General features: G+C 74.6%; 11 protein-coding genes. 5 read left to right on the top strand and 6 right to left on the bottom strand.

Annotated elements, in window-relative coordinates; genetic code table 11:
* Positions 1 to 20 precede the first annotated feature (20 nt).
* The gene (locus O7633_RS10155; RefSeq protein WP_074474968.1) at positions 21 to 1,439 is read left to right on the top strand and encodes a trehalose-6-phosphate synthase; all 1,419 of its coding nucleotides are present in this window, start codon (positions 21 to 23) and stop codon (positions 1,437 to 1,439) included.
* 66 nt (positions 1,440 to 1,505) lie between these two features.
* On the opposite strand, the gene O7633_RS10160 is transcribed toward O7633_RS10155, so the two are convergent.
* The 6 genes from O7633_RS10160 to O7633_RS10185 form a co-directional block, all read right to left on the bottom strand.
* Complete coding sequence (locus tag O7633_RS10160) at positions 1,506 to 2,300, bottom strand: alpha/beta fold hydrolase (protein ID WP_282328515.1); 795 nt, start codon at positions 2,298 to 2,300, stop codon at positions 1,506 to 1,508.
* 23 nt (positions 2,301 to 2,323) lie between these two features.
* Complete coding sequence (locus O7633_RS10165) at positions 2,324 to 3,727, bottom strand: NAD(P)-binding domain-containing protein (RefSeq protein WP_278128255.1); 1,404 nt, start codon at positions 3,725 to 3,727, stop codon at positions 2,324 to 2,326.
* Positions 3,728 to 3,830: 103 nt separating this feature from the next.
* Positions 3,831 to 4,556, bottom strand: a complete 726-nt coding sequence (locus tag O7633_RS10170; RefSeq protein ID WP_278128257.1) for an endonuclease/exonuclease/phosphatase family protein — start codon at positions 4,554 to 4,556, stop codon at positions 3,831 to 3,833.
* Positions 4,557 to 4,565: 9 nt separating this feature from the next.
* Complete coding sequence (locus O7633_RS10175) at positions 4,566 to 5,522, bottom strand: ROK family glucokinase (RefSeq protein WP_176734855.1); 957 nt, start codon at positions 5,520 to 5,522, stop codon at positions 4,566 to 4,568.
* Between the two features lie 69 nt (positions 5,523 to 5,591).
* A complete protein-coding gene (locus O7633_RS10180; RefSeq protein WP_282327519.1) occupies positions 5,592 to 6,287 on the bottom strand; it encodes a hypothetical protein in 696 nt (231 codons plus the stop codon).
* 43 nt (positions 6,288 to 6,330) lie between these two features.
* Entirely contained in the window at positions 6,331 to 6,786 is a 456-nt protein-coding gene (locus O7633_RS10185; RefSeq protein WP_074474830.1) for an SRPBCC family protein, read from the bottom strand.
* A gap of 121 nt (positions 6,787 to 6,907) precedes the next feature.
* Between O7633_RS10185 and O7633_RS10190 the strand changes: the two genes are divergently transcribed.
* The 4 genes from O7633_RS10190 (at position 6,908) to O7633_RS10205 (ending at position 12,112) form a co-directional block, all read left to right on the top strand.
* Positions 6,908 to 8,716, top strand: coding sequence for an AMP-dependent synthetase/ligase (locus O7633_RS10190; protein ID WP_282327521.1), 1,809 nt, complete (start codon positions 6,908 to 6,910; stop codon positions 8,714 to 8,716).
* A 74-nt stretch (positions 8,717 to 8,790) separates the two neighbouring features.
* Entirely contained in the window at positions 8,791 to 10,428 is a 1,638-nt protein-coding gene (locus O7633_RS10195) for a GAF domain-containing sensor histidine kinase (RefSeq protein WP_282328516.1), read from the top strand.
* A 7-nt stretch (positions 10,429 to 10,435) separates the two neighbouring features.
* Positions 10,436 to 11,104, top strand: a complete 669-nt coding sequence (locus O7633_RS10200; RefSeq protein WP_007072219.1) for a response regulator transcription factor — start codon at positions 10,436 to 10,438, stop codon at positions 11,102 to 11,104.
* Positions 11,105 to 11,299: 195 nt separating this feature from the next.
* Positions 11,300 to 12,112, top strand: a complete 813-nt coding sequence (locus O7633_RS10205; protein ID WP_278128264.1) for an SAM-dependent methyltransferase — start codon at positions 11,300 to 11,302, stop codon at positions 12,110 to 12,112.
* The last annotated feature ends 50 nt before the right edge of the window (positions 12,113 to 12,162 follow it).

Here is a 12,162-nt window from a genome sequence, read left to right on the forward strand (position 1 = left end):
TGCTGATCGGAATGCCCGAGATGCGACAGAGTTCCCTCGTGGTGGTGGCCAACCGCCTGCCCATCGACGACAGTGTGGCGCCCGACGGCGCCTGTGAATGGCGACGCAGCCCCGGCGGGCTGGTGAGCGCCCTGCATCCCCTGCTCCGCCACACGCCGGCCACCTGGGTCGGCTGGGCCGGCGGCACCGGGCCGGCGCCGAGCCTGCCCGACATCGGCAGCGTGCGGATGCGCACCGTGCCGCTGAGCAGCGAGGACTTCCGCGACCACTACGAGGGCTTCGCCAACTCGACCCTGTGGCCGCTCTATCACGACGCGGTGGAGCAGCCGGAATACCACCGCCGCTGGTGGGAGGCGTACCAGCGGGTCAACCAGCGGTTCGCGGAGGCGACCGCCGAGGCGGCCGAGCAGGGCGCGGTGGTCTGGATCCAGGACTACCACCTGCAACTGGTGCCCGGCCTGCTGCGGGAGCTGCGTCCCGACCTGCGGATCGGCTTCTTCCTGCACGTGCCGTTCCCCCCACCGGAGCTGTTCATGCAGCTCCCCCGCCGGGCCGAGCTGCTGCGCGGCATGCTCGGCGCCGACCTGATCGGCTTCCAGCGCGCCCAGGCCGCGCACAACTTCGCCCAGCTCGTCGCCAAGGTGCTGGAGCTGCCGGCGACGGACCGGCGCGTCGGTGTCGACGACCGGGTGGTCCGCATCGGGGCGTTCCCGGTCTCGATCGACACCGCCGAGATGGCCGCCCTCGCGGGCCGCCCCGACGTGGCGGCCCGGGCCCAGCGGCTGCGCCACGACCTCGGCGACCCCGGCCACGTCATCCTCAGCGTCGACCGGATGGACTACACCAAGGGCATCGAGCAGCGCCTCAAGGCCTACAGCGAGCTGCTGGCCAGCGGGCACGTCAAGGTGCGCGACACGGTGCTGGTGCAGGTGGCGGTGCCCAGCCGGGAACGGGTCACGCAGTACCAGATCCTGCGCGACCGGGTCGAGCGCGAGGTGGGGCGGATCAACGGCGAGTTCGGCCGGGTCGGCGAGCCCGCCATCCACTACCTCACCCAGCCGTTCGACCGGGCCGAGCTGGCGGCGCTCTACCGGGTCGCCGACGTGATGGCGGTGACCCCGCTGCGCGACGGGATGAACCTGGTCGCCAAGGAGTACGTGGCGGCCCGGGTCGACGACACGGGTGCGCTGCTGCTCAGCGAGTTCGCCGGGGCGGCGGCCGAGCTGCCGCAGGCGTACCTGGTCAACCCGCACGACCTGGAGGGGCTCAAGCAGGGGCTGCTCTCGGCGCTCGAGGCCGACCCGGCCGACGTCACGCCGCGGATGCGGGCGATGCGCGAACACCTGCACCGCAACGACATCCGGGCGTGGGCCCGCTCCTACCTCAGCGCCCTCGACGACGGCGGGTCGCTGCTGACCCACCTCGCCCCCACCGGCTGACCGGGCGTTCCGCCCCGCCCGGCCGCTGCTGGCGCGCCCCGGTCGACGGGTCGCGCCGGCAGCGGGTCAGGCCGGCGGGTGTTCCTTCTCCAGCCAGTCCAGGATCGCGTCGATCGGCTCCCGCCAGCGGACGTCGAGCATCAGGTCGTGCCCCATGCCGGGGAAGAGCAGCGGCGCGCCGCCGTGCAGCCGGGCGGCCCGGGTCAGCGCGGCCGGCGGGACCACCCGGTCGTCGGGGCTGCCCAGGACCAGCACGGGCGGGTCGCCCACGGCAGGCTCCGGGTCGCGGTGGGTGAGCAGCTGCCACTGGGCGCGCCGGCCGGCGCGCCCGAGGCGGGCGGCGTACCGGCGGGCGTCGGCGTCGGGCAGCTCGCGGCTGAACAGCTGCCGTCGGCTCAGCCGCAGGCCCGCGCCGACGAACGCGGGCAGGGTGCCGCCGGGGTTGCGGCGCAGCGCCGTGCCGAGCGTCGCCCAGTCGCCGAGCACCGGGGCCACCAGCACCGCCGCCCGCGCCGGATAGCGGGCCAGCGCGTGCCGCACCACCAGTGCCCCGGCGCCGTGCCCCACCAGCACCGCCTGGCGCGGCAGGCCCGCCGCCACCTGCGTCACGTCATGGGTGTACGCCCGCAGCGTCGCCTCCGGCGCCGGCTCGCTGCCGCCGTGCCCGCGCAGGCTCAGCGCGTACGCCGGGAAGCCGCGACCGGCGACGTGGCCCAGCCAGTGTTCGGCGAACGCCCACGCGCCGTGGCCGAAGCCGGGCACGAACAGCAGCGGCGGGCGGCCCTGCTCGACCTCGGGGAGCACGCTGAGCACCTCGCGCCGGGCCGGGCGGACGGGCCGGGCCCACTCCCGGCCGCGCATGATCCGCACCCGCTGCTGCTGGCTCACTTCTCCTCCAGCTCGTGCATGGCGCGCTGGATGGCGCGCAGGTAGTCGGCGTGGCCCACCTCGAACCAGTGCCGGCTGCTGTCCTTGACCTTCCCCGAGTAGCGCTCGCCGGCCCCGGCGGTGACCCGCTGCGCGAACGCGGCGGCCCGCTCCGGCCGGCGCACCCGCAGGGCGAGCAGCCGGGCGAACAGGACGGTCTGCCAGTGCGACAGGGTGAAGATGCCCGAGTCGGGCTGGACCAGGCCGGCGACGGCGAGCGTCGGGTGGCCGGGGACGAGCGCGTTGAGCCACAGCCGGGGCCGACCCGCCTCGTCCGCGCCGAGCACCCGGGGGTCGAGGAACTCGAAGCGCGGCAGGTAGCCGGTGGCGAAGACGACCAGCTCGGGGTCGATCTCGCGGCCGTCGGTCAGCTCGACGGCCTTGGCGTGGAACCGGGCCACGTCCGGCACGGGGGTGATCTGGCCGTGGCCGACGTGGTAGACGAGCTGGCTGTTGGCGATGGGGTGGGTCTCGTAGACCCGGTGGTCGGGCCTGGGCAGGCCGAACCGGGTCAGGTCGCCGACGGTGAGCCGCAGCGTCCAGTGGTAGAGCCACTGCCGCACGCGCAGCGGCACCCGCAGGGCGAGCAGGGTGTCGTTGACCTGGTCGGCGGGGCGGCCGAGGACGTACTTGGGGGCGTACCAGTAGCCGCGGCGGGTGGAGTGCCAGCAGTGGGACGCCTGCTGGGCCGCCTCGACGGCGATGTCGCAGCCGGTGTTGCCGGCCCCGACGACCAGCACCCGCTTGCCGCGCAGCTGCGCCGGGTCCTTGTACGACGAGGCGTGCATGATCTCGCCCCGGAACTCCTCCAGCCCCTCGTAGCGGGGCAGCTTCGGCGACCAGTTGTGGCCGTTGGCGACGACCACGGCGGCGTACCGGGAGGTGCGCTCGGGGCCGTAGCCGCCGGTGCTGCGGGTGGTGACGTCCCAGCGGTCGCCGTCGACCGGCTCGACCCGGATCACCTCGGTGCCGAACCAGATGTGCTGGCGCAGGTCGAAGTGGTCGGCGTAGCGCTCGAAGTAGGTGAGCACCTGGCTGTGGTGCGGGTAGTCCGGCCAGTCGTCCGGCATCGGGAAGTCGGGGAACTGGGTGAACGGCCGCGACGAGATCAGGTGGGTGCTGGCGTAGACGGGGCTGCGGTCGTGCCGCCAGTTCCACGCGCCGCCGACGCCGGTCTCCCGCTCGTAGCAGTCGACGCCGAAGCCGTGCTCGCGCAGGTTCTTCACGGCGGTGAGGCCGCTGGCCCCGGCCCCGATGACGCAGACCGTGTCGCCTCGGTCGGAGACCGGTCGGGCGTCCCGGGGCGGGGCGAGCGTCGTCGCGTCCGGCTCGGGACGGCCGGGGTCGGTGGAGGGGGACACCGGATTCTCCTTTGTGCGGCACGAGTGCCGGGTCGCTGCGAAATCCTTCCGGTAACCCGACCGGTTTGTCCAGTCCTTGTGGACGGTGGGTCCGCGCGCCGCGTCAGCCGGCGGCGGGCAGCAGCAGGTCGACCACGACGGGGAAGTGGTCGCTGGCCCGGCGGGCCTGCGGCGTGTCGACCACGTCGTAGTCGACGACCGTGATCCGGGGGTCGACGAAGACGGCGTCGATGCGGCGGCGCGGGTCGGCGCACGAGTAGGTGAGCCGGTCGGCGCGGTCGGCCGCGACCGCCGCGTCGGTCAGCCCCGCGCCGACGGTCGCCCAGGCCGGGCCGTCCGGGCCCTCGTTGAGGTCGGCGGCGGCCACCACGGGCAGGTCGGCGGCGGCCAGCTCCCGCTTGAACGCCGCCGCCTGCGCGGGGCGCTCGGCCGGGTCGGTGGACAGGTGCGAGCCGGCCAGCAGGAACCGGGTGCCGCCGACGCGGCATTCGGCGTACGCCGCCCCGCGCATGTGCCGGCCCGGGGTGAGCGGGTAGCGCTGGCAGCGGGTGTCGGCCACCCGCACCCGCAGGCTGGTCAGCAGCAGGTTGCCCAGCGACGGCAGGCCGCCGGCGGCGACGACCAGCCCGAACGACTCGGCCAGCGACGCGCACTTCTGCCGCCACCGGAACCGCCGGGGCGCCTCCTGCACGATCACCACGTCGGGGGCGGCCGCGCGGACCACCGCGGCCAGCGCGGCCTGGTCGTCGCGCTGGCTGTGCACGTTGTACGACACGACGCGCAGCGGCACGCCGCCCGGGGTCCCGGGCCCCCGGCCCGTCTCCGTCATCCCGGCCCCCTACAGCCGGCGGGCCAGGTCGGCGGCGCCGATCACGCCGGCGGTGTTGCCCAGCTCGGCGGGGAGCACCTCGGCGACGGGGAGCCGGCTGCGCTGGGCCAGCGCGTCGGTGAACGAGCGCCGGGTCGGGCCGAGCAGCAGGTCGCCCGCCTCGACGACGCCGCCGCCGACGACGAGGACCTGCGGGTCGAGGATCTGCGCCATGTCGGCGAGGCTGGTGCCGAGCCAGCGCCCGACCTGCGCGAACGCCTCGGCGGAGACGGGGTCGCCGCCCTGGGCGGCGGCGGTCACCATCGGGCCGGTGACCGCCTCGGCCTCGCCGCCGGCCAGCTCCAGCAGGGCGACGGCCCGGTGCGGCTCCTGGCGGGCGGCGGCGCGGGCGAAGCGCACCAGGGCGCTGCCGCTGGCGTACTGCTCGATGCAGCCGAGCCGGCCGCAGCCGCACTGGTGTCCGTCGGGGACGGTGAGCATGTGGCCCAGCTCGGCGGCGATGCCGTGGGCGCCGCGCACCAGCTCGCCGCCGAGCACGATGCCGCCGCCGACGCCGGTGCCGATGGTGAACATGACCATGGAGTCGTCGGCGTGCCGGGCCGCGCCGTAGCGGAACTCGGCCCAGGCGGCGACGTTCCCGTCGTTCTCGACGATCACCGGCAGGCCGGTGGCCCGGCTGACGTACTCGCGCAGGGGCTCGTCGCGCCAGGCCAGGTTGGGCGCGAAGAGGACGGTGGAGCGGGTGGCGTCGATCCAGCCGGCCGCGCCGATGCCGACGGCGTCGATCTGCCGGCCGGCGGAGAGTTCGCTGACCACCTCGATGATGACGTCGCGGGTCTTGCCCACGTTGTCGGCGGGGGTGTCCCGTCGGGCCTGCACGAGTACGTTGCCGGTGTCGTCGACGACACCGCCGGCCACCTTCGTGCCACCGACGTCGACTCCGATGGTCAGCGTCACCGCTGCCACTCCCCTCTGCTGTGCTGCCCGGCACCGGCACGGCGGTCCGCCGTGCCGGTGGGACGGGATGTCCGGTGGTCAGGCCCCGTCGCCTGGTGCGTCCCCTCCCGCGCCACCGGGGGCCCGCGACGCGGGCACCACGGGTCGGCCGGCCGGCGGCCGGGGAGCCCCCGGCACGTCCGGCCCGGCGTCGTCGGCGGGCGGCACGGCGGCGGCCGGAACGCCCGGACCCTCCCCCCGGGTCGCGGCGGACCACACGTCCTCATCCGGCGCCGGGTGAGAATCATGCCCGGTGCGGGTGGCCTCGCGCCACACATGATCGCCCGATGCCTGGTCAGCCGCCGGTCGGGGCGACGGCGCGGCGGTGTCGGCGGCCGGTGTGCCACCGGCGGCCGGCTCGTCGGCCGACGCGAACGCGCGCAGCAGGCTGGCCACCCCGGCGGCCAGATCGCCGGCCCCCGTGGCGAGCCGCTCGGCGAATTCCGGACTCGGGTCGCGCAACGCCGCGATACCGCGGCAGAGCGGACAGATGCAGCATTCGGCCGCACCGGTGGCGAAACCGCCGTGCCCGCCGCCGGCCGGCCGGGCCGCCGCGGGGCCGCCCCCGCTGTGACCGAGGACACTGGACACGATCCCACCGAGCGGACCCCACGGCCCCGCCCCGGAGCCGCCGCCCGATCCGGCGCCCGCGGCGGCCAGCCTCGCCGCCGCGATCACCGTGGCGACCAGCCGCTCCGCCTCTTCCCGGGCCGAGCCCGGATCCGTACCCCCCATGGTCGGCTCCTCTACCGTGCCGGGCGTGCCGCAGCCGGTCGCGTCACCGCGCCGCACCGGTGTCTTCTACCCGGCGCTTGAGCTGCTTCAACGCCGCATCCATGATCATTTTCTCGGCCTTGCGGCGAAACATGCCGAGCATGCCCACGGAGAGCTCCACCTCCAGGGTGTAGGTCACCGTGGTCGTGCCGTCGGGGTTGCCGACGAGGTCGTACGACCCGCGCTGGGAGCGCTGCATCTTCGAGGGCGCCACCAGGTGCCACTCGATCCGGGAGATGTCCTCGGCGTACTCGTAGGCCAGCACGTACTCGTCGGCCAGCACCCCGGCGTCGAGGGTGAAGCGGACCTGGCTGGCGTAGCCGTCCTCGTACTCCTCCACGACCTCGGTCCGGCGCACCGCGTCGGTCCATTCGGGGTAGCGCGCGAAGTCGCAGATGACCGCCGCCACCCGCTCCGGTGACGCGCCCACGACGATCGACTGGGTGGAGGAGTCCGCCATGGGGGGAGGCTACCCGGCAACCTGCCTGGCGCACCCACCTGGTCGGGCGGGTAGGTTTCGACAGAGCCGACCCCTCCGGGGCCCCGGCCCGCCCGGCCAGTGCGAGCACGAGGGAGTGCAGGTGCGCGAGTTCTCCGTCCCGCCGATCGTCACCGTCGGCGACTCGGCCAGCCTCACCGACCCGGTCTGGGACAATGCCGAGACCGCCCCGGACGCCGTCCAGTTCGCCCGCCCCGCCGTCGCGCCCGCCACCGGCTGGGTCGAGGTGACCTGCCGGCAGTTCCGCGACGAGGTGGTCGCGGTGGCCCGGGGCCTGGTCGCCGCCGGCATCTCCCCCGGCGACCGGGTCGGCCTGATGAGCCGCACCCGCTACGAGTGGACCCTGTTCGACTACGCCATCTGGGCGGCCGGCGCGGTCACCGTGCCGATCTACGAGACGTCCAGCGCCGAGCAGGCCGCCTGGATCCTGGCCGACTCCGGCGCGGTCGCCGCCGTGGTCGAGACGACCGCCCACGCCACCCTCGTCGAGGGCGTCCGCGACCGGCTCCCCGAGCTGGCCCACCTGTGGCAGATCGAGCTGGGCGCGGTCGACGAGCTGGTCGCCGCCGGGGCCGCGGTCGACCCGGTCGAGATCGACCGGCGGCGCACGGCGGTCAAGGCCGACGACGTCGCCACCATCATCTACACCAGCGGCACCACCGGCCGCCCCAAGGGCTGCGTGCTGACCCACCGCAACATGTACGCCGACATCGCCAACGCCGTCCCGGTGCTGCCCAACCTCTTCCTGCGTCCGGGCGCGTCGACCCTGCTGTTCCTCCCCCTCGCGCACGCCTTCGCCCGGCTCATCCAGATCGGCGTGGTGCAGGCGCGGGCCACCATGGCGCACTGCGCCGACACCAGGAACCTGGTCGCCGAGCTCCAGGAGTTCCGCCCGACCTTCGTGCTGTCGGTGCCCCGGGTCTTCGAGAAGGTCTACAACGGGGCCCGGCAGAAGGCCGAGGCCGACGGCAAGGGCCGGATCTTCGACCGGGCCGAGCAGGTCGCGGTGGCCTTCAGCGAGGCGCTGGAGTCGCCGGACGGGCCGGGCCTGGCGCTGCGCGTCCAGCACGCGGTCTTCGACAAGCTGGTCTACCGCAAGCTGCGGGCGGCCCTCGGCGGCCGGTGCCGCGACGCGATCTCCGGCGGCGCGCCGCTCGGGGCCCGGCTCGGGCACTTCTTCCGGGGCATCGGGGTGACCATCTGCGAGGGGTACGGGCTGACCGAGACCTCCCCCGCCGCCGCCGCGAACCTGCCCGGCGCCACGAAGATCGGCACGGTCGGCCGGCCGCTGCCCGGCGTGACCATCCGGATCGCCGACGACGGCGAGATCCTGATCTCCGGCGACCTGATCTTCCAGGGCTACTGGCGCAACGACGAGGCCACCGCCGAGGCGCTCAGCGCCGACGGCTGGTTCCGCACCGGCGACCTCGGCCAGCTCGACGCCGACGGCTTCCTCAGCATCACCGGCCGCAAGAAGGAGATCATCGTGACGGCCGGCGGCAAGAACGTCGCCCCGGCGGTGCTGGAGGACCAGGTCCGGGCGCACCCGCTGATCAGCCAGTGCGTCGTCGTCGGCGACCGGCAGCCGTTCATCGCCGCGCTGGTCACCATCGACGAGGAGGCGCTGCCGAAGTGGCTTGCCGCCCACGGCCGCCCCGAGGGCACCGGCGTCGACGAGTTGCGCGACGACGAGGCGCTGCGCGCCGAGGTGCAGGGCGCGGTCGACCAGGCCAACCAGTCCGTCTCCAAGGCCGAGGCGATCAAGGTGTTCCGGATCCTGCCGCGCGACTTCACCGAGGCCACCGGGGAGCTCACCCCGTCGCTGAAGGTCAAGCGGCAGGTCGTGCACAGCACGTACGCGGCGGAGATCGCCGAGATCTACCGTCGCTGACTACGATCCGTCACGTGCCCGACTCCTCGACACCCGCCCGGCCGCCGACGCAGCCGCTCGCCACCGCCGCCCGCGTGGTGATGCTCGTGCTGGTCGCCGTCCTCACCCTCTTCGCCACCCACGACGCCGGTCGGCTCTGGTGGATCGCGCTGCTCGGCGTCGCCGGGCTGCCCGCCGCGCTCGCCCCCCAGCACCGGCTGCTCGGCCCGCTCAGCCGCTTCGCCGAGGTGGTGGTGCTGGGGCTGGCCGCGAGCCAGGTCGCCGCGGTGACCACCCTCAACGGCACGATCGGCGGCCTCGGCGCGTCGGCCGTGCTGCCGTACCTCGCCGTCCCGGTGACGGTGACCGCGCTGCGCCGCCGGTTCCGCGAGGGCGCGGCGCTGCTCGCCGTCACCGCCGCCACCCTGGTGACCAGCGCCGCCCTCACCCAGGTCGACGGCGGACGGCAGCTCGGCCAGCCGGGCTACCTGGCGGTCTGCGCCCAGTGGCTGATCCTCGCCGGCCTGGGCCTCTACACCGCCGGCACCCTGCACCGGGTGATCCGGGTCCGCAGCGAGGGCAAGCCCCAGCCGTACGCGGAGGCGACCCGGCTGCTGACCCAGCTGCGCACGGTGGCCCGGCAGCTTCCGGGGGCGACCCTCGACCCGGGCGGCATCTCCGAGCACCTGCTGGAGGAGCTGCGCACCGTGGCCCGGGCCGAGCGGGCGGCGGTGCTCTCCGCCAGCGGCGGCGGCCGGCTGGTGGTGCTCGCCCAGGTGGGCGTGGACCGGGTCGACTGGGAGACCACGCTCGACGCCGACTCGGCGATCGCCGACGCCTGGGCCAGCCAGCAGCCGCAGACCGCCAGCCGCTCGCAGGCCCGCTCGCACACCGGCGGCGACGTCTCGGCGCTGATCGTGCCGCTGGTCGCCGGGGTCCGCACGGTCGGCATGCTGGTGATGGAGGCGGACGTCGCGCAGGCGTACCCGCCGCCGGTGGTGTCCCGGGTGACCGCGCTGACCCGCCCGGCGGCGCTGCGGCTGGAGGCCGCGCTCCTGTTCGACGAGGTGCGTTCGCTGGCCACCAACGAGGAGCGGCAGCGGCTGGCCCGGGAGATCCACGACGGGGTCGCCCAGGAGCTGGTCATGGTCGGGTACGGCATCGACAACGCCCTGGCGTACGTGGAGGAGGACCCGAAGGAGACGGCCGAGGCGCTGCGCACCCTGCGCGGCGAGGTGACCCGGGTCATCACCGAGCTGCGGCTGAGCCTGTTCGAGCTGCGCAGCGAGGTGGACCGGCACGGCGGGCTGGCCGCCGCCATCGCCGAGTACGCGCGCACCGTCGGGGCGTCCGGCGGGCTGCGGGTGCACCTGTCGCTGGACGAGTCCACCGCGCGGCTGCCCGCCGCGACCGAGGCCGAGCTGTTGCGCATCGCGCAGGAGGCGGTCACCAACGCCCGCAAGCACGCCGGGGCCGCAAATCTGTGGGTCACCTGCGAGGTGGACCCCCCGTACGCGCAAATTGAAGTGTCGGATGACGGTCAGGGCATCGCTGACCAGCGCACGGACGGTCACTACGGGCTTGCGATCATGGCCGAGAGAGCGGAACGTATCCGGGGCCGATTGGAGATCAGGCCGCGCCAGCCCAGTGGCACGACCGTGGCGGTGGTGCTCGGTTCGTCGCCCCGGCGCGATAGGGTGCGCGGCAAGGCGGCAGCAGCAGAAGGGGAGTAACCCGAGGATGACCACAAGCCCGACACCGGCGACCCGCACCAAGGTCCTCCTTGTCGACGATCACGATCTGATCCGCAAGGGGCTGCGGCACGCCTTCGAGCGGGACCGGCAGTTCGAGGTCGTCGGTGAGGCCGCCACGGCGGCGGAGGGGGTCCGGCAGGCCGGCGCCCTCCAGCCCGACGTGGTGATCATGGACCTTCGGCTGCCCGACGGCAGTGGCCTGGAGGCCACCCGCGCGCTCCGCAAGTCCAGCGCGTCGATGGGCATCGTCGTGCTCACCATGTACGCGGGCGACGACCAGCTCTTCGGCGCGCTGGAGGCCGGCGCGAGCGCGTTCGTGCCGAAGACGGCCCCGGCTGACGAGGTCGTGGCCGCCGCCCGGCACGCCGCCTCCTCGCCGAGCGCGTTCACGGCCGCCGACCTGGCCGAGGCGATGAAGCGGCGGCTCGCGCCGTCCGGCCCGCAGCTCTCCCCCCGCGAGGGTCAGGTGCTGCGGCTGCTCGCCGACGGGATGAGCGTGGCCGGCATCGCCAAGCAGCTCTTCGTCAGCGAGTCGACGGCCAAGACCCACATCTCGAAGCTCTACGAGAAGCTGGGCGCGGCCAACCGGGCGCAGGCGCTGATGACGGCCCTGCGGCTCGGCCTGCTCGAAGCCCCCGACGCCCCGAAGTTCTGACGCCGTCCCGCCCGGCCGGCGGCCACCGGCCGGGGGGTTTGCGCGACGGCCGGCGGGTCCGGTCAACGGGACCCTCCGGCCGGGCAGACGGGGCGACGGCGGCCCTCTCTGGTCACCTGCCCCGCAGGCGGGGCAGAATACGCGGGTGACCCGCGCGGGCGGCGTGTCCCGCGTCGTTGACATAAGGGGTAGGGCATGCAGCGGCCGGACTGGGCACCCGACACGATCGACATCGAGCGTCCCAGCGTGGCCCGCATGTACGACTACTATCTCGGCGGCTCGCACAACTTCGCCGCCGACCGGGCCGCCGCGCGGGCGATGGTCGACGCGGTGCCCGAGGCCCCGCTGATGGCCCAGGCCAACCGGGCGTTCCTGCGCCGGGCGGTGCAGTTCCTCGCCGAGGCGGGCATCCGCCAGTTCCTCGACATCGGCTCCGGCATCCCGACCGTCGGCAACGTGCACGAGATCGCCCAGCGGATCGCCCCGGAGTCCCGGGTGGTCTACGTCGACGTCGACCCGGTGGCCGTGGCGCACAGCCGGGAGATCCTCAGCGGCAACGACCGGGCGGCCGTCCTCCAGGAGGACCTGCGCCACCCGGAGCGGATCCTGGCCCACCCCGAGGTCACCCGGATGCTCGACTTCTCCCAGCCGGTCGCGGTGATGATCGTGGCGGTGCTGCACTTCGTGCCCGACGAGGACCGCCCCGACGAGATCCTGCGGACCCTGCGGGCGGCGCTCGCCCCGGGCAGCTACCTGGTGATGTCCCAGGCCAGCGACGACGACCGGCGCGACACCGGGGAACGCGAGGAGGCCGAGGCGGTCTACCAGCGCACCGACAACCCGCTGGTCATCCGCAGCCGGCGGGAGCTGACCGCCCTCTTCGACGGCTTCGGGCTGGTCGACCCGGGCGTCGTCTGGGTGCCGCAGTGGCGGCCCGAGACCCCGGAGAGCGCCGAGGACGCCGAGAAGGCGGTCTTCATGGGTGGCGTCGGGCGGCTCGGTGGGTGAGCACTCCGACGGCACGTCCGGCCCGTCAGCCCCCGACGGCCACGCCTGCG

This window comes from Micromonospora sp. WMMD712, assembly GCF_029581295.1.
Classification (GTDB): Bacteria; Actinomycetota; Actinomycetes; order Mycobacteriales; family Micromonosporaceae; genus Micromonospora; species Micromonospora carbonacea.

Coding starts and splice junctions, on each gene's coding strand:
- O7633_RS10155 (WP_074474968.1), top strand. CDS start 21: ATGCGACAGAGTTCCCTCGTGGTGGTGGCCAACCGCCTGCCCATCGAC.
- O7633_RS10160 (WP_282328515.1), bottom strand. CDS start 2,300: ATGCGCGGCCGGGAGTGGGCCCGGCCCGTCCGCCCGGCCCGGCGCGAG.
- O7633_RS10170 (WP_278128257.1), bottom strand. CDS start 4,556: ATGACGGAGACGGGCCGGGGGCCCGGGACCCCGGGCGGCGTGCCGCTG.
- O7633_RS10180 (WP_282327519.1), bottom strand. CDS start 6,287: ATGGGGGGTACGGATCCGGGCTCGGCCCGGGAAGAGGCGGAGCGGCTG.
- O7633_RS10185 (WP_074474830.1), bottom strand. CDS start 6,786: ATGGCGGACTCCTCCACCCAGTCGATCGTCGTGGGCGCGTCACCGGAG.
- O7633_RS10200 (WP_007072219.1), top strand. CDS start 10,436: ATGACCACAAGCCCGACACCGGCGACCCGCACCAAGGTCCTCCTTGTC.
- O7633_RS10205 (WP_278128264.1), top strand. CDS start 11,300: ATGCAGCGGCCGGACTGGGCACCCGACACGATCGACATCGAGCGTCCC.